The sequence below is a fragment of the Pseudaquabacterium pictum genome (assembly GCF_005403045.1).
Classification (GTDB): Bacteria; Pseudomonadota; Gammaproteobacteria; order Burkholderiales; family Burkholderiaceae_C; genus Pseudaquabacterium; species Pseudaquabacterium pictum.
Genome location: NZ_BJCL01000007.1, coordinates 75,278 through 93,936 on the forward strand (window position 1 = coordinate 75,278; position 18,659 = coordinate 93,936).

An 18,659-nucleotide genomic window follows, 5' to 3' on the forward strand; every position below is an offset into this window, starting at 1 on the left:
GTCTAGCCGCGAACCAGACGCCCCGGCGTCTGGCCGGTCAGTTCGTCGTCGCGCAGCACCTCGGTGCCGGCCACGAAGGTGTGCCGGTACCCGCGGGCGCGCTGCAGCAGGCGGCGGCCGCCGGTGGGCAGGTCATAGACCACCTCCGGCGGCAGCAGGTCCAGCGCGGCGAAATCGATGATGTTGATGTCGGCACGCTGGCCCGGCGCCAGCCTGCCGCGGTCCGTCAGGCCGTAGACCGCAGCGGTGTCCTGCGTCTGCTTCTTCACCAGCGCCTCCAACGGCAGCTGCGGACCGCGGCGGCGGTCGCGCGCCCAGTGCTTGAGCAGGAAGGTGGGCCCGGCGCCATCGCAGATCAGGCCCACATGGGCGCCCGCATCGCCCAGGCCCATCACCGTGGCCGGGTCGGCCAGCATCTGCTGCACCACGCCGAAGTCACCACCGGTGTAGTTCTCGAACGGGTGCAGCAGCAGGCCCTTGCCGTCGTCGGCCAGCAGCGCATCGAGTGCCAGCGCCCAGGCGCTGGTGCCGGCGCTGGCGGCGCGGGCGGCCAGGCTCTGCTCCGGCGCGGGCTCGTAGTCCAGCACCGGCGCCATGGCGAAGGTGCGGTGGAAGGCGGTGTCGAACCAGCGGGTCAGCGCGTCGGTGGGGCGCTCGTCGACGAGGCGCTGGCGCAGCGCGCCATCGGCCTGCAGGCGCTCGACACGCTGACGTGGTGTCAGCGGGCGCAGCGGTTCCCAGGCCGGGTGGTTGTCGAACGGGTTGCGGCTGGTCTCCAGGCCGAACAGCACGCCGATGCTCTTGGCGCCGACCTGGCCGGTCACGTCCAGCCCGGCGCGGCGGGCGGCATGGATCTGGTCCAGCGTGCGGCGCCACAGGTCGGGCGCGTTGTCCACCTGCAGCAGCAGCAGCGACATCGGCCGGCCGGCGGCCTCGGCGGCCATGCGCAGGATCTCGAAATCGCCGTCGCCGAAATCGGAGTTGACCTCCAGCACGCCCTTGCCCGCGCGCCGCAGCGCACCGGCGATGGCGAACAGCTCGGGCTCGGCCGCCGTCAGGCTGGGGGTGTAGCGGCCATCACGCGCCCGGTGCTTGGTGGTGCGTGAGGTGGTGATGCCCAGCGCGCCGGCGCGCAGCGCCTCTTCGGCCAGCGCGCCCATCTGCGCCAGCTCGGCCTCGGCGGGCCGGGCCAGGTGCTCGGCGCCGCGCTCGCCCATGGCGTAGAAGCGCAGCGCGGCATGCGGCAGCTGGGCGCCGATGTCCATCGTGTACTGGCGGGCCTCCAGCGCGTCCAGGTACTCGGGGAAGGACTCCCAGTTCCAGCTGATGCCTTCGGCCAGCACCGTGCCGGGGATGTCTTCCACGCCCTCCATCAGGTTGATCAGGTAATCACGAGCGCCGGGCTTCACCGGCGCGAAGCCGACGCCGCAGTTGCCGAACACCGCCGTGGTCACGCCATGCCAACAGCTGGGCGTGAGCGCGCTGTCCCAGGTGGCCTGGCCGTCGTAGTGGGTGTGGATGTCGACGAAGCCGGGCGTCACCAGCAGGCCGCTGGCGTCGATCACCCGCCGCGCCGCGCCCAGGCCGCTGCCCACCGCCACGATGCGCCCGCCCTGCACCGCCACATCGGCCTGGCGGGCTGGCGCGCCGGTGCCGTCGACGACGGTGCCGCCCTGGATGAGGATGTCGTGCATGGACGCGCTCCGTTGGTGGGGGTGCGGTTGATTCTGGCGGCCGCTGTCGGCGTCGGCCCGCGCCCAGGTGACAGCCGGCACGCAGGCGTCGACTACGATGGCCCGCAGCATGGCGAGCGCGGCGACACCCCCCGGACACCACAGCCTTGGCCTGTGGTCGCTGTCGCTGGCGTACTTCACCATGGGCACATCGTCGATCGCGGTGGTGGGCCTGGTGCTGCCGATGGCCACCGACCTGGGCGTGTCCCAGCCCGACGTGGCGGTGCTGATCACCGTCTTCGCCATCACCTTCGCGCTGGCCGCACCGCTGCTGCAGGTGGCCGCCGGCAGGCTGCCGCGGCGCACCCTGCTGCTGGGCGGCCTGGCCACCATGGCCGCCGGCTGCGTGCTGAGCGCGCTGGCACCCAGCTATGGCGGTGTGGTGGCGGCGCGGGTGCTGCTGGCGCTGGGCGCGGCAGCAGTGGGGCCCGTGGCCTCGGGCCTGGGCGCCGGCATGGTGCCGCCGGAGCGCCAGGGCCAGGCCCTGGCGGTGGTCTTCGGCGGCATGACGCTGGCCAGCGTGCTGGGCCTGCCGCTGACCGCCTGGCTGGGCGCGTTGTGGGGCTGGCGCACGATGTTCAATGCGCTGGCGGTGCTGGCCGTGGTGGTGACGCTGCTGGTGGCGGTGCTGGTGACCGACCGGCGCGCCGCGCCGGGCACCACGCTGGCCAGCTTCGGTCAGGTGTTCCGCCAGCGGGCGGCGGCCTGGGCGGTGGCGATGTCGGTGTGCCACATGTCGGCGCAATTTGCGCTGTTTGCGCTGGTGGCGCCCTATCTGCAGCAGCGCTATGGCCTGCCGCCGGCGCAGCTGTCCCTGGCGCTGCTGGTGGGCGGGCTGAGCGGCGTGGCCGGCAACCTGCTGGCCGGCCGCCTGGGCGACCGCCTGGGTGCGGCGCGCAGCCTGCAATGGTCGGTGCTGGGCATGGGCTGCGCCAGCGGCGCGCTGCTGCTGCTGCCCGGCTTGCCCTGGCTGGGCATCGCCGCCTACGCAGCCTGGTCGCTGGCCGGCATGGGCTTCTACGCGCCGCAGCAGAAGCGGCTGATCGGCCTGGCGCCAGACTTGCGCAACCTGCTGCTGGCGATCAATGCCTCGGCGCTGTATGTGGGCATGTCACTCGGCGCGGCGGCCGGCAGCCAGGCCTGGCTGGACCTGGGGCCGTGGTCGCTGCCGGCGGTGGCGCTGGGCTTCGTGGGCTGCAGCCTGGGGGCGCTGGTGTTGTCGCGGCGGGCTGAACGGGCCGACCTGGTGGCCAGGATGGGTGCGCCCGCCTGACAGGGCGGCCACGGTGCTGGCGCCGCGCCGGTCCTGTGCGCAGCAGGCCCGCGTCCCCAACGTGCATGGACACCATCCTGCCTATACTCGGTTGCGGTCCACGCGGCGGCGCACCGAGCCCCAACAGCCGCCATCGCGCCGTCACGGCCCACCGATCCGCGCAGTACCCAAGCGAGCAGGGAGATGACCATCCACCGAAAGATCATGACGGCGTCAGCGATCGCCGCCGCACTGCAGATATCGCTGGCCTCCGCGGCACCCATGATCCTGCAGGAAGTGCCGACGGGCCAACCCAGTCAGCCGAGCGTGTCAAAGCCGCGCATCGACGAAGGTCTGGCAGCGCTGGAGCAAGGCAATCTCGCTGCCGCCGAGACGGCGTTCAAGGCCGCGGTGGCGCTCGATCCCACGGCATCCGCCGGCTATCTGGGCCTGGCCGAAGCGGCCAGCCGCAAGGGCGACGACGCCCAGGCCGAGGCGTGGCTGCGCAAGGGGCTGCAAGCTGCTCCGCGTGACCTGCTGCTGTTGCTGAACATGGGCAAGTGGCTGGCCGCGAAAGGCCGGATCGCCGAGGCGGAAAAGTCCTTGACGCAGGCGGTCGAGGTCGCGCCGCAGTCGGCGCAGGCGCTCGCCATGCTCGGCGAGCTGTACCTGGCCCGGTCCGCCACGGTCGCCAAGGCCGAAGGCGTGTTCCGGCGGGCCATCGAGGTCGAGAAAGGCAATGTCCAGGCGCAGATCGGGCTCGCGCGCGCACTGGCCGGGCTCGGCAAGAACGCCGAGGCGCAAGCCGTGCTGGAAGGTGCTGCCAAGGCCGCGCCGACCAATCCGCAGCCGCTGCATGCACTGGCGCGGCTGTGGGCCAGGCAGGGAAAATTCGACGAAGCCGTCAAGCACCACCAGCGCGCGATCGCGGTGGCGCCGGACTATCTGCAGGCCTACCTGGACCAGGGCGACCTGTACCTGGCGCGCAATGAGATCGACAAGGCCATTGCAGTCTTCCGCTCGGCGATCGGCAAGGTCAAGGATCCGGCACCCGTGCTGCTGCGGATCGGCGTGGCCAACGAAGGTGCCAGCCGGTGGCAGGAGGCGGAAGCCGCCTATGTCGAGGTGGTGAAGCGCGATCCCGGTTCGTTCATCGCGTACAACAACCTGGCCTTCATGTCCGCCAACCGCAAGACCAACCTGGATCAGGGCCTGGTCTGGGCCCAGAAGGCCAAGGAGCTGGCACCGTGGTCCGCCAAGGTGCGCGACACCCTGGGCTGGGTCCAGCGGGCTCGGGGCGACCTGCCGGCCGCGGCCCGCTCGATCGAGGAAGCGGTCAAGCTGGAGCCCAAGGATCCGAACTTTCACTACCACCTGGGCATCGTGCAATCGGAACTGGGTCGGAAGCCAGCGGCCATCGCTGCCTTCAAGCAGGCGCTGCAGGTCGCGCCGAACTTCCGGCACGCCCAGGACACGCGGACGCGCCTCCAGGCACTGGGATCAAAATAGCGTACCAAACGCCAGGCACAAAAAAAACCGGCACCCGAGGGTGCCGGTTCTGCTTGGAGGCCAGCCGGGCTGCAGGTTGACCTGCCGCCCGCTTCCTCAACAGCGCCAGGTCAGGCGCGACGCCGACGGGCCGCCGCCAGACCGGCCAAGGCCAGACCAACCATGGCCAGCGAGCCAGGCTCCGGAACCTTGCCGGTCGTGAACCTGTCGCTCTCACGCGCGACGATGCCGCCGTCGACCAGCGCGAACGTGGTGAACGCCTTGTCGCCCGCGGCCAAGCGGGTGAAGGTCACGTCGTACTCGAAGGTCCGGTCGATGCTGCGGTCGTACTTGCCGATCGCATCCGCGCCGACGCAGGCGCCAATGTCGGCCGACACGCAGACGGTCGAAACATCGATCTCGGGCAGGCCGCCACCCAGGTCATCGACCGTCACCTTGCCGTAGTTGGCAAAGCCGGAGGTGATGCCTGCCGTGATGGCGCTGACGAGCGACGCGGGCGACGTGCCGCCGGCGAACGTGGTACCGCCCAGCGCCGCGATGCTCTGGGTCAGGCTGCACTCGCCCGGCTCGCCGGAGAAGCAGTTGCCACCGAACTGCAGGCCGATCACGGTCACGTCCTTGGCGGCCAGGCTGGCAATCACGGTCGCTTCGTCGGTCCCCTTCATCGACGCATCGGACAGGACGAACATGAACCGGTTCGAGCCCGCGCGCCAGGCGAGGTTGTTGGTCGCGAGGTCGACGGCGGTGTCGCCCGACTCGGGGTAGTCGCCACCAAAGTCGGGGTCACCCAGGGTGACCGCGTTGATCGCGGAGATCGTCGTGGCACTGGTGGTGGTCAGGCCCGACCGGACCGCATCGCCCGCCAGCGCGCGCTCGGAATAGACGCCGACGCTTGACGCCAGGTCGCCGAAGGCGGACAGCGCGTTCAGGATATCGCCAGCAGCCGTCTTGGCATTGTTGATCACGCTGCCCATCGACCCCGAGGTGTCGATCAGGAAGTGGGCGTCGATGGTTGCGGCGGAGGGGCCTGCAGCCTCGACCACCACGGTCTTGCGGATCGTGACGCTCTCACCGACACCGAGCGATGCGCTGAAGCTGGTCGGCGAGATGGTGTCTGCAAACACCGTCGTCGACGCCAGCGCCATCGCGGCGGCGGTGATGAAACGGCCCAACTTCGGGACCGAACTGATTCGCTTGTACATACGAACGCCTCCACAGGATTGACACAAGAAAAGCCAAAGGTGACCGATGGATACATCCATCGAGACCGCAGGCCGCTTGGGAAGCCAATCCGCATATCCTGTGCCAGTCAGACCCCCTAACTTCTTAACTCATTGATTTTGCAGAAGAATCTCCGAGAATCCCCGATGTCTTCGGGAGCGCTGCGGGACTGACGTGTCGGCAATGTAAAGAAGATCGACGCAGGTTTACAAACCATCAGAACGCCCCAGGCAGCGACGCGTCCGCCCTCACTCCACCGTCACACTCTTTGCCAGGTTCCGTGGCTTGTCCACATCCGTCCCCCGCGCGCAGGCCGTGTGGTAAGCCAGCAGTTGCAGCGGCACCACATGCAGGATGGGTGACAGCGCCCCGTAGTGCTCGGGCATGCGGATCACCTGCACGCCGGGTTCGCTCTTGATCTCCGTGTCGCTGTCGGCAAACACATACAGCTCGCCGCCGCGGGCGCGCACTTCCTGCAGGTTGCTCTTCAGCTTCTCCAGCAGGGCGTCGTTCGGGGCGATGGTCACCACCGGCATCGCGCTGGTCACCAGGGCCAGCGGGCCGTGCTTCAGTTCACCGGCCGGGTAGGCCTCGGCATGGATGTAGCTGATCTCCTTGAGCTTCAGCGCTCCCTCCAGCGCAATCGGGTAGTGCATGCCGCGGCCCAGGAACAGCGCGTTCTCCTTGCGCGCAAACTCGCCCGCCCAGGCGATGACCTGCGGCTCCAGCGCCAGCACCGCCTGCACCGCCGCCGGCAGGTGCCTCAGGGCCTTGATGTGGGCGGCCTCCTGCGCATCGGTCAGCTTGCCGCGGCTCTGCGCCAGCGTCAGCGTCAGCAGGAACAGCGCCACCAGCTGGGTGGTGAAGGCCTTGGTGCTGGCCACGCCGATCTCCACACCCGCATGCGTCAGGAAGTTCAGCTTGCACTCGCGCACCATCGCGCTGGTGGCCACGTTACAGATGGTCAGGGTGTGGGCCATGCCCAGGCCGCGTGCATGCTTCAGCGCAGCGATGGTGTCGGCGGTCTCGCCGCTCTGGCTGATGGTGACGACCAGGGTGCGCGGGTCGGGCACGCTGTCGCGGTAGCGGTATTCGCTGGCGATCTCCACGCTGCAGGGGATGCCGGCGATGCTCTCCAGCCAGTACTTGGCGGTGCTGCCGCTGTAGTAGCTGGTGCCGCAGGCCAGGATGAGCACGCGGTCGATGTCCTTGAACACCTGGTGGGCGCCGTCGCCGAACAGCTCGGGCATGATGCCGGCCACCGATTCCAGCGTGTCGGCGATCGCCCGCGGCTGCTCGAAGATCTCCTTCTGCATGTAGTGCTGGTAGGGCCCCAGCTCGGCTGCGCCGGTGTGGGCGTGCACGGTGCGGACCTCGCGCTGCACCCGCTCGAAGCTGCCGTCGGCCTGGCGCGCGGTGATCCAGTGCTTGCCCAGCTGCAGGTCGACGACGTCGCCCTCTTCCAGGTAGACGATCTGGTCGGTCACGCCGGCCAGGGCCATGGCGTCGCTGGCCAGGAAGGTCTCGCCCTGCCCCACGCCCAGCACCAGCGGGCTGCCTTCGCGCGCGCCCACCACGCGGTGCGGCTCGTCGCGGCAGAACACGGCGATGGCATAGGCGCCCTTCAGCCGGGTGGTGGCGCGCTGCACCGCGTCGAACAAGTCACCGTCGTACAGCTGGTGCACCAGGTGGGCGATCACCTCGGTGTCGGTCTGGCTTTCGAAGACGTAGCCCTTGTTCTGCAGCTCGGCGCGCAGTTCGTCATGGTTTTCGATGATGCCGTTGTGAACCAGGCCGATGCGCTTGCCTGAAAAATGCGGGTGGGCGTTGTGCACGGCCGGCGCGCCATGGGTGGCCCAGCGGGTGTGGGCGATGCCGGTGCCGCCTTGCACGCCGTCCTGCGCAATCTGGGTGTCCAGCTCGGCCACCCGGCTGGTGCTGCGGGTGCGGCGCAGTTCGCCGCCCTGGTGCACCGCCACGCCGCAGCTGTCATAGCCGCGGTATTCCAGCCGCTTCAGGCCCTCGACGAGGACGGGGACGATGTTGCGGGTGCTGACGGCGCCGACGATGCCACACATGGTGTTGGTTCCTGAAGTTCAGACAGGGGCGCATCGTAGTCAACAGCCAAAGAAAGAAGCGTGCGAAATGCACCGCCTCATGCAATGTTTCGTCGAATCTGTTGAGTCGTGCAATTTTATTGCCACAATCAGGTTCTCATGGCTGATTCCATCGAAACCAATCTGCTCGATGCCGTCGATCTGCGCCTGCTGGCCCTGCTGCAGGACGATGCATCACGTTCCAACCAGGCGTTGGCCGAGGCGGCGCATGTCTCGCCGGCCACCGCACTGCGCCGGGTGCGGCGGCTGGTGGAGGCCGGCATCATCGAGCGGCAGGTGGCCATCGTGGCCCCGGGCAAGGTGGGCGGCTTGAGCGTGATCGCCGAGATCACGCTCGACCGCCAGGGCGCCGAGCATGTGGCCGCCTTCGAGGCCCGCGCAGTGGCTGAGAGCCCGGTGCAGCAGTGCTACCGCGTCTCGCCCGGGCCCGATCTGGTGCTGGTGCTGTGGCTGCCCGACATGGCGGCCTACCACGCGCTGGTGCAGCGCCTGTTCACCCAAGATGCCAATGTGCGCAACGTCAAGGCCTTCTTCGCCACCCACCGGGCCAAGTTCGCGCCGGCGGTGCAACTGGGCACTACAGCCTGAGCAGCGCCAGGCCCTTCAGGTACTCGCCCTCGGGAAATTCCAGCGTCGTCGGGTGGTCGGGCGCACCCTCCAGCCGCTGCAGGATGGCGGCGTTGACCCCGGCGTCGATGCCGGCACCAGCCACGATCTTGTGGAACAGGTCGGCGGAGATGCCGCCCGAGCAGCTGAAGGTCAGCAGCAGGCCGCCCGGCGCCAGCAGCTTCAGCCCCAGGCGGTTGATGTCCTTGTAGGCGCGGGCGGCGCGCTCGGCATGGGCCGCCGTGGGCGCGAACTTCGGCGGGTCGAGCACGATGGCATCGAAGCTGCGGCCTTCGGCCAGGCATTGGCGCAGGTAGGCATTGACGTCGGCATCCACGAAGGCATGCGCGGTGTCGTCGAAGCCGTTGCGGCGCAGGTTGTCGCGCGCCTGGTCCAGCGCCGGGGCCGATGAATCCACCGTGGTGACCTGCTGCGCGCCGCCAGCCAGCGCCGCCACGCTGAAGCCGCCGGTGTAGCTGTAGCAGTTCAGCACCGTGCGGCAGCCCAGCTGGCGCACCAGCTGGGCAAAGCGGTGGCGGTTCTCCCGCTGGTCCAGGTAGTAGCCGGTCTTGTGGCCCAGGGCCACGTCCAGGCCCAGCTGCCAGCCATGCTCGGTGATGGCCAGCGCGGTGGCGCCGCTGCCGCGCAGCCAGCCGGTGCGCTCGGGCAGGCCTTCCAGCGCGCGCACGCTGGCATCGCTGCGCTCGTACAGGCGGGTCAGGCCGGTGATGGCCAGCAGCGCATCGGCGATCACGTCGCGCCAGCGCTCGATGCCGGCCGAGCCGAACTGCACGCTCAGCACGTCGCCATAGCGGTCGACGATCAGGCCGGGCAGGCCGTCGGCCTCGCCGTGCACCAGGCGCTGGCCGTCGCTGGCGATGCCCAGGCGGGCACGCAGCGCGATGGCCTGCTGCAGCCGCCGGGTGAAGAAGCCGGCGTCGATGCGCTGGGCCTCGTCAAAGCTCCAGGCCCGCACGCGGATGGCCGAGCTGGGGCTGTAGGCGCCCCAGGCCAGGAAGCTGCCGTCGGCCGCCTCCACCCGCACCAGCTCGCCGGCATCGGCGCTGCCGCGGGCGATGCTGCCCTCGAACACCCAGGGGTGGCGGCGCAGCAGCGAGCGTTCCTTGCCCGCACGCAGGCGGATGGCCTTCATGCGGCCGCCGCCAAACTGGGCCCGATGTGCTGCATCGCGCGGTCGACGAAGGCCTGCTTCTCGCCCACCGGTGCCACGTAGTGCAGCGCGGCGCGGGCCGCCGCCTCGCCTTCGCTGCGGGCGATCAGCCAGGCCGCCAGGTAGGGCGCAGCCAGGCAGCCACCGGCGGTGGCCACATTGCCTTCGGCGAAGAAGGGCTGGTCCAGCACAGCGATGCCGGCCTCCTGCACCCAGGGCTTGGTGGTGAGGTCTGTGCAGGCCGGCACGGCGCCCAGCACGCCCAGCTTGGCCAGGATCAGGGTGCCCGAGCACTGCGCAGCGATCAGCTGGCGGCGCGGGTCCAGCTGCAGCTGCGCCATCAGCGCGGCATCGGCCACCACCTCGCGGGTCTGCATGCCGCTGCCCACCAGCACCACATCGGCCGTGGCCACGGCATCCAGCCGCGACTGGGCCTGCACCGTCACGCCGTTCATCGAGGTGACGCTGGCCTCGGGGCAGCACAGCGTCACCCGCCAGCCGGGGCGCTGGATGCGGTTCAGGATGCCCAGGGCGACGAAGGAATCCAGCTCGTTGAAGCCCTGGAAGGTGAGGATGGCGATGTGCATGGTGGACGTCGGCGCGGGGGGCCGGATTGTCACTTGCGCCGGGCGCGTGGATGGGCGGCGTCGTAGGCCTTGGCCAGGTGCTGGAAGTCGAGCTTGGTGTAGACCTGGGTGGTGGTGATGCTGGCGTGGCCCAGCAGCTCCTGCACCGCGCGCAGATCCCCGCTGCTCTGCAGCAGGTGCGAGGCGAAGCTGTGCCGCAGCATGTGCGGGTGCACGCCGGTGGCCAGACCCGCATCCCGCGCCAGGCTCTGCAGCCGGGTGCGCACCTGGCTGTCGGACAGGCGGGTGCCGCGGTTGCTGACGAACAGTGCCGGCTCATCAGGCCGGGCCAGCGTGCCACGCAGCGCCAGCCAGGCGGCCAGGGCCTGCAGCGCCGGGCCGCCCACCGGCACGCTGCGGCGCTTGCGGCCCTTGCCCAGCACATGGGCGGTGGCATCGGCCGCGTCCACCCAGCCGGCGGCGGTGGTGCTGGCGGCCACGTCCAGCCCGGTCAGCTCACCCACCCGCAGGCCGCTGCTGTAGAGCAGCTCGACGATGGCATGGTCGCGGGCGGCCAGCGCCGGGTGTTCGGTGCGCGGCATCTGCTGGGCCAGAGCCACCGCATCGTCCACGCCCAGGGCCTTGGGCAGCGGCTTGGGCGCCTTGGGAGGGCGGATGCCGTCCACCGGGTTGTGCGTCACCAGGCGCTCGCGGCCCCAGTGCTTGTACAGCCCGCGCCAGGCGGCCAGCGCGATCGCGATGCTGCGCGGGCCGAGGCCCCGTTCACGCAGCCGCGCCGCCCAGCCGCGGATGTGGTGGGCCTGGGCCTGGCCCAGCGCCACCGCCTCGTCATCGGCCAGCTGCTGCAGCCAGCCCAGCGCGTCGCCGTACATCGCCAGCGTGCGCGGCGCCAGGCGGCGCTCCACCCGCAGGTGCTGCAGAAAGGCCTGCAGCGCCGGTGCCAGCGGCGCCGGCATGGTGCTCAGGCCGCCGGCAGCAAACGGCTCAGCGCAGCGCTGGCCACCTCGCCGATGCGCATCAGGAACTCGGTGCCCATGTCGGCGCTGTAGCGGGTGGGGTCGGGCGAGCCCAGCACCAGCAGGCCGAAGGCCGGGCCGTCCTCGGCCGAGCGCAGCGGCACCAGGGCCACCGACATCACGGTGTCGGCATCCTCCAGCCAGGCGGCCGGTGCAAAGCCGGTGTTCAGGCCGCAGTAGGGCAGCGCCAGGCCGCTGGCCAGCTGTTGCACCTCGTCGCCCACCTCGGCCGCCCAAGGCTGGCCGGCCAGGGCCGCATCCACGCCCCACAGCCGGATGGCCGCCTGCGGGATCAGGAACTCATGCTGCAGCGACTGCACCAGCGTGGTGGGCAGCGCCTCGGGTGCGCGGGCCAGCAGGATGGCGCGGATGAAGCGGTGCAGCCGGTCGGCGATGGCCTCGTTCTCGCGGCTGTGGCGGATCATGGCCATGCGCTCGCGCTCCAGGACCTTGATCTTGTCGCGCAGCATCTGCATCTGCCGTTCCTGCAGCGACACGGCGCGCTGGCCATGCGGGCTGGTCAGCTGGATGCTGGCCAGCAGCTCGGCCTGGCGCTCGAAGAAGCCCGGCGTGTTGGCCAGGTAGTTGGCGATGTCGCCCTCGGTGATGGCACCTTGAATCGTCACAGTTCAATCTCTCCCTGGTAGACCGTCTCGGCCGGGCCTGTCATCAGCACATGGGCGTCGTCGCCGGCCCATTCGATCGTCAGCAGCCCGCCGCGGGCCTGCACGTCCACCTTGCGGTCCAGCCAGCCCAGGCGGATGCCGGCCACCACCGCCGCGCAGGCGCCGGTGCCGCAGGCCAGGGTCTCGCCGGCATCACGCTCGTAGACCCGCAGCGCCACCTGGCCGCGGTCCAGCACCTGCAGGAAGCCGGCATTCACCTTGCGCGGGAAGCGCGCATGCTGTTCCACCAGCGGGCCGAGTTCGGCCACCGGCGTCTCGCCCACATCGGCCACCCGCTGCACCGCATGCGGGTTGCCCATCGACAGCACCGCCACCTGCACCTGGCGGCCTTCGGCCAGCTCCAGCGGCCACAGCTCGAAGCCGCCCTGGGGACGCGGCTGCAATCCGGTGGCATCGAAGGGCACACGGGCCAGGTCGAACACCGGCTTGTTCATGTCCACCGTCACCCGGCCATCGGGCTGCAGGTGCAGCTGCAGGCGGTTGTTGACGGTGTCCACCGTGACGGTGGGCTTGGTCGTCAGCCCCTGGTCGTGCACGAAGCGCACGAAGCAGCGGGCGCCGTTGCCGCAGTGCTCGACCTCGTCGCCGGTGTTGTTGAAGATGCGGTAGCCGAAGTCGGCATCGGCGCTGCGCGCCGGCTCGACGACCAGGATCTGGTCGGCGCCCACGCCGAAGCGGCGGTCGCCCAGGTGGCGCAGCTGCTCCCTCGTGAGTTGCAGCGGGGTGCGCGTGGCGTCGAGCACGACGAAGTCGTTGCCCGCGCCCTGCATCTTGGTGAACTTCACTTGCATGCCGGGATTATCCGGCCCGGGGGCCATACAGCGATGCCTCGCCCTCAGGCCGGGTCTTGAAGCGCTTGTGGACCCACAGGTACTGCGCCGGGTTGCGGCGGATCTCCGCCTCGATCCAGCGGTTCATCGCCAGCGCGGCGGCTTCGTCGTCCTCGCCGGGGAAGCCGTCGATGGGCGGCAGGTAGCGCACGCGGTAGCCGCCGCCGCCGGGCAGCATCTCGGCCACCACCGGCTGCACCAGCATGCCCAGGCTGCGGGCCATGCGCGCCGGCGCCAGCAGCGTGGCCGCCGGCACACCGAAGAACGGCACGAAGGCGCCGTCCTTCATGCCGAAATCCATGTCGGGCAGGTTGAAGAAGGCGCTGCCGCGGCGGATGGCGCGCACCAGCGGCAACGCCCGCTCGCTGCGGGCAAAGATTTCGGCATTGCCGAAGCGCAGCCGGCCGGCGCGCATCGCGGCGTCGAACACCGGGTTGCTCTGCGCCTGGTACATCGACACCGCATGCCGCTGCTGGAACAGCAGGCAGGCGATGCCGGCCGCGTCCAGCGCCAGGAAGTGCGGCACCAGCCACATCACCGGCTTGTCGCTGCGCTCGGCCAGGCCGACATCGCCTTCCACATGGATCATCGACTTCAGCCGCTCGGCGCTGGCGTACCAGAGCAGGCCACGCTCCAGCAGGCTGCGGGCCAGCCAGCCGAAATGGTCGCGCACCAGGCCCTGGCGGGCGTCGGCATCCAGCTCGGGCAGGCACAGCTCCACATTGCGCAGCGCGATGCGCCGACGCGAGCCGGCCAGCCTGTACAGCACCGCGCCCAGGCCGCGGCCCAGCGCCGCCTGCACCACCAGTGGCAGCTGCTGAAACAGCCACAACGCGCCCAGCACGGCCCGCGCGGCCAGCGTGCCGATCATGGCGCAGCCTCCTCGCCGGTGGCGTGGTGGGCACGGCGCGGCTGCTTGTAGCGGTTGTAGCCCCACAGGTACTGGCCCGGGCAGGCGCCGATCAACTGTTCCATCGCCTGGTTGACGGTGGTAGCGCAGGCGATCTGCAGCGCCTCGTCATCGGCGGCGGTGGTGGGCAGGGCCGGGCCGGGGCTGACGCGCAGCACCCAGCCGCGGCCGGCCGGCAGGCGCTCGGCCCAGATCAGCAGCAGGGCGGCACCGGTCTGCTGCACCAGGCGGGCGGCCAACGTCATGGTGTAGGCCGGGCGGCCGAAGAACGGCGCCCACACACCCATGCCATCGGGCGGCACCTGGTCGGGCAGCAGGCCCACCGCCTCGCCGCGGCGCAGCGCGCGGATCATCTGCCGCACACCGGCCAGCGCCGCCGGCACCGTGGCCAGGCCAGGGCGGGCGCGGGCGGTCTCCTCCAGGCTGCGCAGCCAGGGCTGGCGCGCCGGACGGTACATCGCCGTCAGCTTGGCGCGGTGGCCGAAGCGCTCGGCGATCGCCTGCGCGCAGACCTCGAAGCAGCCGAGATGCGGCGTCAGCAGCACCAGGCCGCGGCCATCGTCCAGCGCCTGGGCGATCAGCGCGTCGCCCTGCCACTGCACCGCCGTGCCCAGCGGCCGGCCGACCGGGCGCAGCCACAACCAGGGCAGCTCGGCCACCATGCGGCCGGCCTCGGCCACGGCCTGGCGGCGCACCTGCGGGCCGTGACCGGCCTGGGCCAGATGGGCGCGCACATGGTGGCGGTAGGTGGGCGATGTCAACCACGCCAGCCACCCCAGACAGGTGCCCAGCGCGTGCAAAGTGGGCAAACCGCGCCGCGACAGCCAGCGGATCAGCGAAAGCATGTTTCGTATACTGGCAGCATCGCCGAGTTAAAGGACAACTTGCGGGGCGATGCGGGAGAGATCTCGCCGTGTGGATGGTGCCGAGGCACTGCACACACCAAATACCGCTAAAGCGTTCGCCGCCATTCCAGATGTTGAAGTTGCGGTTGAAACGGCGACGCGGCTTTTCAACCAACCTGGAGTGTATGCAAGTGGCGAACGACTATCTCTTCACCTCTGAATCGGTGTCCGAGGGCCATCCGGACAAGGTGGCCGACCAGATCTCCGATGCCATCCTCGACGCGATCTTCGCGCAGGACCCGCGCAGCCGCGTGGCCGCCGAGACGCTGACCAACACCGGCCTCGTGGTGCTGGCCGGCGAGATCACCACCAACGCGCACGTCGACTACATCCAGGTCGCGCGCGACACCATCAAGCGCATCGGCTACGACAACACCGAGTACGGCATCGACTACAAGGGCTGCGCGGTGATGGTCTGCTACGACAAGCAGAGCAACGACATCGCCCAGGGCGTGGACCATGCCAGCGACGACCACCTGAACACCGGCGCCGGCGACCAGGGCCTGATGTTCGGCTACGCCTGCGACGAGACGCCCGAGCTGATGCCCGCGGCCATCCACTACGCCCACCGCCTGGTGGAGCGCCAGGCCGAGCTGCGCAAGAGCGGCAAGCTGCCCTTCCTGCGCCCCGATGCCAAGAGCCAGGTCACGCTGCGCTATGTGGACGGCAAGCCGGTGAGCGTGGACACCGTGGTGCTGAGCAGCCAGCATGCGCCCGAGTACAGCCTGGGCAACAAGATGACCGAGGCCTTCTACGAGGCGGTGCGCGAGGAGATCATCAAGCCGGTGCTGCCGGCGGCCTGGCTGAACAACGACACCAAGTACCTGATCAACCCGACCGGCCGCTTCGTCGTCGGCGGCCCGCAGGGCGACTGCGGCCTGACCGGCCGCAAGATCATCGTCGACACCTACGGCGGCGCCTGCCCGCACGGCGGTGGCGCGTTCTCGGGCAAGGACCCGTCCAAGGTCGACCGCAGCGCCGCCTATGCCGCGCGCTACGTGGCCAAGAACGTGGTCGCCGCCGGCCTGGCGCGCCAGTGCCAGGTGCAGGTGGCCTACGCCATCGGCGTGGCCCGGCCGATGAACATCACCGTCTACACCGAAGGCACCGGCGTGCTGCCGGACGACAAGCTGTCGGCCATCGTGGCCGAGGTGTTCGACCTGCGCCCGAAGGGCATCATCCAGATGCTGAACCTGCTGCGCCCGATCTACCAGAAGACCGCCGCCTACGGCCACTTCGGCCGCGAAGAGCCCGAGTTCACCTGGGAGCAGCGCGACCGCGTGGATGCACTGCGCCAGGCGGCTGGCCTGAAGGGCTGAGACCGCACCCGCGCTTCCACAGCGCAAAGGGCGGCCCGCGGGCCGCCCTTTTTTTGTTTGGGTGCAGGCTTCAGGCCATGCCGCAGAACCGGCGGAACGGCCCCAGCACCGCCTCGCCGCGGAAGGGCTTGACGATCCAGCCGGTGACACCCACCTCGCGGCCGCGGGCGCGGATGGCGCTGTTGTCCTCGGTGGTGAGCATGACTATGCGCACATCGCGCTCGCCCATCTCGGTGCGGATCTTCTGCGCCATCGTCAGCCCATCCATGTTGGGCATGTTGATGTCGCTGACGATCAGGCGGATGTCCGGATCCAGGCGCAGCTGCGCCAGGCCGTCGCGGCCATCGCTGGCCACGGCCACCGCAAAGCCGTTGTTGCTCAAGAAGGTGGAGACGATCTCGCGCATCGTGCTGGAGTCGTCAACGACCAGGACCTGGGCCATGGTGGGGAACCTCTGGATGGGGAATGGGATGGCGCAGGCCGCGAGGCCTGCTCAGAACAGTTCCAGCTCGCCGGTGGCCGCCGGGGCCTCGGCGGGCTGCGCGAATTCGCTGAACTTCTCGGGCGACCACAGCAGGTTGAAGATCAGCCGCTGCACGATGATCAGTGGCGGCAGGCCCGGGCGGCGCGGGTCGGACAGCTGGTAGCGGATGCACAGCTGCGGATCCTGCGAGCCGAAGGAGATGTACTTCTGCTCGTGGTTGATGACGATGGGCACCTGGGTCTGCTGGTTGGCGAAGGCCTCGGGCGGGATGTAGCGGTTCTTGAACGCGCCCCAGATCAGGTTGGTGGTCTCGCCCAGCAGGTGGTTGAGCTCGCGGAAGTTCAGATCGCCGCCCACGCCCTCGTAGCCGAAGCCCTGCAACATGCCCTGGCGCAGCGCACTCTCCTCGGTCTGCAGCATCATGTAGCCGCGGCACCAGGTGCTCTCCAGCGGGATCAGCGTGGACACCTGGCCGAAGATGATGCGGTCGTGCACCACATACGGCGTCTCGTTGTCGACGCTGGCGTGCGGAAACATCGAGCGCATCGCGCCGGTGGTCAACGCGACGATGCCGTTGACCAGCTCGGTGGGGTAGCGCAGGCTGAACAGGCTCTTGTCGACCGCCTCGCGCAACGTGGCCAGGTCGGTCCAGGCATGGGCGACGGCGCGGACCAGGTCCTCGGGCAGTGCGGCATGGGTGCTGCGGCGCAGGAAGATCGGCAGCTCGGGCCGCTGGCGGTGGATGGCGCGCACCAGGGCCAGCGCGTCGCCGCTCTCGCAGGGCAGGTCTTCGGCGAGCAGCACGCCCCCCAGGTCCTTGTGCTGGCCCAGCGTGGCCAGCGCATCGCCGGCACTGCGGGGCAGCGCCACCAGGCCCAGCGACTGCGCAAAGTCCCACAGCACCTGGTAGTGGCGGGGGTCGTGCTCGAGCAGCAGCACCTTGGCTGCGAGCGTGGAGTCCTCGGACATGGTGGTGGCGCGCGTGGTCGGTGGATCGGACGGTGCAGGCCGGTGCCGGCACCTCGAACCCGGGTTATCGGCCGCGCACGCCGGCAATTGAGGGCCGTCAGGCCCGCCGCGGCTTCACCCTGGACGCCGCCAGCTTGGCCTGGGTGCGCGCCACCTCCACGTCGGCGTCGTGCACCAACGCCACGCCCATGCGGCGCTTGACAAAGCTCTCGGGCTTGCCGAACAGGCGGATCTCGCTGTTCGGCACCCGCAGCGCGTCGGCGACGCCGTCGAAGGCGATGCCGGTGGCATCGACGCCGCCATAGACCACGGCGCTGGCGCCGGGGCTCTTCAGCGTGGTGTCCACCGGCAGGCCCAGGATGGCGCGGGCATGCAGCTCGAACTCGTTCTGCCACTGGGTGATCATCGTCACCATGCCGGTGTCGTGCGGGCGGGGGCTGACCTCGCTGAACCACACCATGTCACCCTGGACGAAGAGTTCGACGCCGAACAGGCCCTGGCCGCCGAGGTTGTCGGTCACCGCCTTGGCGATCTGGCGCGAACGCTCCAGCGCCACCGCGCTCATCGGGTGCGGCTGCCAGCTCTCGACGTAGTCGCCGCTGACTTGCACATGGCCGATCGGGTCGCAGAAGTGGGTCTCGATCTGGCCACTGGCGCCCAGGGCGCGCACCGTCAGCTGGGTGATCTCGTAGTCGAAGGCGATGAAGCCCTCGACGATCACCCGGCCGGGGCCGACGCGGCCGCCGGCCATGGCGTGGTCCCAGGCGGTCTGCACGTCGGCCGGGCCGTCGATCTTGCTCTGGCCCTTGCCGCTGGAACTCATCACCGGCTTGACGATGCAGGGGTAGCCGATCCCCCCGTCAATCGCCGCCTGCAGCTCGGCCAGCGAATCGCAGAACTTGTACGGGCTGGTCGGCAGGCCCAGGGTCTCGGCAGCCAGGCGGCGGATGCCCTCGCGGTCCATGGTCAGCCGGGCGGCGCGGGCGGTGGGGATGCAACGGATCTGGCCGGCAGCTTCCATAGCCTCCAGCACCGGCGTGGCAATGGCCTCGATCTCGGGCACCACCAGGTCGGGCTTCTCGGCCTCCAGCAGCGCGCGCAGCTGCGCCGGATCGCTCATCGTGATGGTGCGGGCATGGTGGGCCACCTGCTGGCCAGGGGCGTTGTCGTAGCGGTCGACCGCGATGGTCTCCACGCCCAGGCGCTGCAGGGCGATCAGCACCTCCTTGCCCAGCTCACCGCTGCCCAGCAGCAGCACACGGGTGGCAGACGGGGACAGCGGGGTTCCGAGGGTGGTCATGGGCGGCGGATGCAGGGGTTGCGACAAGCGGACATTCTCGCCGC

General features: G+C 70.0%; 17 protein-coding genes. 4 read left to right on the forward strand and 13 right to left on the reverse strand.

Annotation, left to right across the window (positions count from 1 at the left end; all coding sequences use genetic code 11):
* Positions 1-2 precede the first annotated feature (2 nt).
* Positions 3-1,694 carry an N-acyl-D-amino-acid deacylase family protein gene (locus FFT10_RS14510; RefSeq protein WP_137733566.1) on the reverse strand — a complete coding sequence of 564 codons (1,692 nt, stop codon included), beginning with the start codon at positions 1,692-1,694 and terminating at the stop codon, positions 3-5.
* Between the two features lie 109 nt (positions 1,695-1,803).
* Here FFT10_RS14510 and FFT10_RS14515 point away from each other — a divergent pair, with 109 nt between their 5' ends.
* Together FFT10_RS14515 and FFT10_RS14520 are read left to right on the forward strand one after the other, a co-directional pair.
* A complete protein-coding gene (locus FFT10_RS14515) occupies positions 1,804-3,006 on the forward strand; it encodes an MFS transporter (protein WP_228027129.1) in 1,203 nt (400 codons plus the stop codon).
* Positions 3,007-3,189: 183 nt separating this feature from the next.
* Positions 3,190-4,494, forward strand: coding sequence for a tetratricopeptide repeat protein (locus FFT10_RS14520; RefSeq protein ID WP_137733568.1), 1,305 nt, complete (start codon positions 3,190-3,192; stop codon positions 4,492-4,494).
* A 110-nt stretch (positions 4,495-4,604) separates the two neighbouring features.
* On the opposite strand, the gene FFT10_RS14525 is transcribed toward FFT10_RS14520, so the two are convergent.
* Both FFT10_RS14525 and glmS read right to left on the reverse strand, forming a co-directional pair.
* Positions 4,605-5,696: a PEP-CTERM sorting domain-containing protein gene (locus FFT10_RS14525; RefSeq protein ID WP_137733569.1), complete on the reverse strand. Its 1,092-nt coding sequence runs from the start codon at positions 5,694-5,696 to the stop codon at positions 4,605-4,607.
* A 267-nt stretch (positions 5,697-5,963) separates the two neighbouring features.
* The gene (glmS, locus tag FFT10_RS14530; protein WP_137733570.1) at positions 5,964-7,793 is read right to left on the reverse strand and encodes a glutamine--fructose-6-phosphate transaminase (isomerizing); all 1,830 of its coding nucleotides are present in this window, start codon (positions 7,791-7,793) and stop codon (positions 5,964-5,966) included.
* A gap of 138 nt (positions 7,794-7,931) precedes the next feature.
* Between glmS and FFT10_RS14535 the strand changes: the two genes are divergently transcribed.
* Entirely contained in the window at positions 7,932-8,420 is a 489-nt protein-coding gene (locus FFT10_RS14535) for an Lrp/AsnC family transcriptional regulator (protein WP_174246108.1), read from the forward strand.
* On the opposite strand, the gene FFT10_RS14540 is transcribed toward FFT10_RS14535, so the two are convergent.
* From FFT10_RS14540 to FFT10_RS14570, 7 genes are read right to left on the reverse strand one after another with little or no spacing between them, the layout of a single operon-like run.
* The gene (locus FFT10_RS14540; protein WP_137733571.1) at positions 8,410-9,591 is read right to left on the reverse strand and encodes a class I SAM-dependent rRNA methyltransferase; all 1,182 of its coding nucleotides are present in this window, start codon (positions 9,589-9,591) and stop codon (positions 8,410-8,412) included. The genes FFT10_RS14535 and FFT10_RS14540 overlap by 11 nt on opposite strands.
* Positions 9,588-10,196, reverse strand: coding sequence for a DJ-1/PfpI family protein (locus FFT10_RS14545; RefSeq protein WP_137733572.1), 609 nt, complete (start codon positions 10,194-10,196; stop codon positions 9,588-9,590). Before FFT10_RS14545 ends, FFT10_RS14540 begins: the two co-directional genes overlap by 4 nt.
* A gap of 29 nt (positions 10,197-10,225) precedes the next feature.
* A complete protein-coding gene (locus FFT10_RS14550; RefSeq protein ID WP_137733573.1) occupies positions 10,226-11,152 on the reverse strand; it encodes a tyrosine recombinase XerC in 927 nt (308 codons plus the stop codon).
* Between the two features lie 5 nt (positions 11,153-11,157).
* Positions 11,158-11,838 carry a DUF484 family protein gene (locus FFT10_RS14555; RefSeq protein ID WP_137733574.1) on the reverse strand — a complete coding sequence of 227 codons (681 nt, stop codon included), beginning with the start codon at positions 11,836-11,838 and terminating at the stop codon, positions 11,158-11,160.
* The gene (dapF, locus tag FFT10_RS14560; protein ID WP_137733575.1) at positions 11,835-12,689 is read right to left on the reverse strand and encodes a diaminopimelate epimerase; all 855 of its coding nucleotides are present in this window, start codon (positions 12,687-12,689) and stop codon (positions 11,835-11,837) included. The genes FFT10_RS14555 and dapF overlap by 4 nt, the downstream gene beginning before the upstream one ends.
* A 7-nt stretch (positions 12,690-12,696) precedes the next feature.
* Complete coding sequence (locus FFT10_RS14565) at positions 12,697-13,599, reverse strand: LpxL/LpxP family acyltransferase (RefSeq protein ID WP_137733576.1); 903 nt, start codon at positions 13,597-13,599, stop codon at positions 12,697-12,699.
* Positions 13,596-14,483 (reverse strand): lysophospholipid acyltransferase family protein, encoded by an 888-nt coding sequence (locus tag FFT10_RS14570; RefSeq protein ID WP_137733577.1) that lies wholly within the window; start codon positions 14,481-14,483, stop codon positions 13,596-13,598. Before FFT10_RS14570 ends, FFT10_RS14565 begins: the two co-directional genes overlap by 4 nt.
* A gap of 191 nt (positions 14,484-14,674) precedes the next feature.
* Between FFT10_RS14570 and metK the strand changes: the two genes are divergently transcribed.
* The gene (gene metK / locus FFT10_RS14575; protein ID WP_137733762.1) at positions 14,675-15,862 is read left to right on the forward strand and encodes a methionine adenosyltransferase; all 1,188 of its coding nucleotides are present in this window, start codon (positions 14,675-14,677) and stop codon (positions 15,860-15,862) included.
* A 70-nt stretch (positions 15,863-15,932) separates the two neighbouring features.
* Here metK and FFT10_RS14580 read toward each other — a convergent pair whose 3' ends face one another.
* The 3 genes from FFT10_RS14580 to purT all read right to left on the reverse strand — a co-directional run bounded on the left by FFT10_RS14580 (position 15,933) and on the right by purT (position 18,615).
* Positions 15,933-16,304 carry a response regulator gene (locus FFT10_RS14580; protein WP_137733578.1) on the reverse strand — a complete coding sequence of 124 codons (372 nt, stop codon included), beginning with the start codon at positions 16,302-16,304 and terminating at the stop codon, positions 15,933-15,935.
* A gap of 51 nt (positions 16,305-16,355) precedes the next feature.
* The gene (locus FFT10_RS14585) at positions 16,356-17,315 is read right to left on the reverse strand and encodes a chemotaxis protein CheX (protein ID WP_137733579.1); all 960 of its coding nucleotides are present in this window, start codon (positions 17,313-17,315) and stop codon (positions 16,356-16,358) included.
* 97 nt (positions 17,316-17,412) lie between these two features.
* Entirely contained in the window at positions 17,413-18,615 is a 1,203-nt protein-coding gene (purT, locus tag FFT10_RS14590; RefSeq protein ID WP_137733580.1) for a formate-dependent phosphoribosylglycinamide formyltransferase, read from the reverse strand.
* Between the last annotated feature and the right edge of the window lie 44 nt (positions 18,616-18,659).

What these genes read in the sequence shown, in the direction of transcription:
- FFT10_RS14510 (WP_137733566.1), bottom strand. Translation starts at nt 1,694, where the DNA reads ATGCACGACATCCTCATCCAGGGCGGCACCGTCGTCGACGGCACCGGC.
- FFT10_RS14540 (WP_137733571.1), bottom strand. Translation starts at nt 9,591, where the DNA reads ATGAAGGCCATCCGCCTGCGTGCGGGCAAGGAACGCTCGCTGCTGCGC.
- FFT10_RS14520 (WP_137733568.1), top strand. Translation starts at nt 3,190, where the DNA reads ATGACCATCCACCGAAAGATCATGACGGCGTCAGCGATCGCCGCCGCA.
- FFT10_RS14580 (WP_137733578.1), bottom strand. Translation starts at nt 16,304, where the DNA reads ATGGCCCAGGTCCTGGTCGTTGACGACTCCAGCACGATGCGCGAGATC.
- FFT10_RS14535 (WP_174246108.1), top strand. Translation starts at nt 7,932, where the DNA reads ATGGCTGATTCCATCGAAACCAATCTGCTCGATGCCGTCGATCTGCGC.
- glmS (WP_137733570.1), bottom strand. Translation starts at nt 7,793, where the DNA reads ATGTGTGGCATCGTCGGCGCCGTCAGCACCCGCAACATCGTCCCCGTC.
- FFT10_RS14515 (WP_228027129.1), top strand. Translation starts at nt 1,804, where the DNA reads ATGGCGAGCGCGGCGACACCCCCCGGACACCACAGCCTTGGCCTGTGG.
- purT (WP_137733580.1), bottom strand. Translation starts at nt 18,615, where the DNA reads ATGACCACCCTCGGAACCCCGCTGTCCCCGTCTGCCACCCGTGTGCTG.
- FFT10_RS14545 (WP_137733572.1), bottom strand. Translation starts at nt 10,196, where the DNA reads ATGCACATCGCCATCCTCACCTTCCAGGGCTTCAACGAGCTGGATTCC.
- FFT10_RS14550 (WP_137733573.1), bottom strand. Translation starts at nt 11,152, where the DNA reads ATGCCGGCGCCGCTGGCACCGGCGCTGCAGGCCTTTCTGCAGCACCTG.
- FFT10_RS14585 (WP_137733579.1), bottom strand. Translation starts at nt 17,315, where the DNA reads ATGTCCGAGGACTCCACGCTCGCAGCCAAGGTGCTGCTGCTCGAGCAC.
- FFT10_RS14565 (WP_137733576.1), bottom strand. Translation starts at nt 13,599, where the DNA reads ATGATCGGCACGCTGGCCGCGCGGGCCGTGCTGGGCGCGTTGTGGCTG.
- FFT10_RS14570 (WP_137733577.1), bottom strand. Translation starts at nt 14,483, where the DNA reads ATGCTTTCGCTGATCCGCTGGCTGTCGCGGCGCGGTTTGCCCACTTTG.
- FFT10_RS14525 (WP_137733569.1), bottom strand. Translation starts at nt 5,696, where the DNA reads ATGTACAAGCGAATCAGTTCGGTCCCGAAGTTGGGCCGTTTCATCACC.
- dapF (WP_137733575.1), bottom strand. Translation starts at nt 12,689, where the DNA reads ATGCAAGTGAAGTTCACCAAGATGCAGGGCGCGGGCAACGACTTCGTC.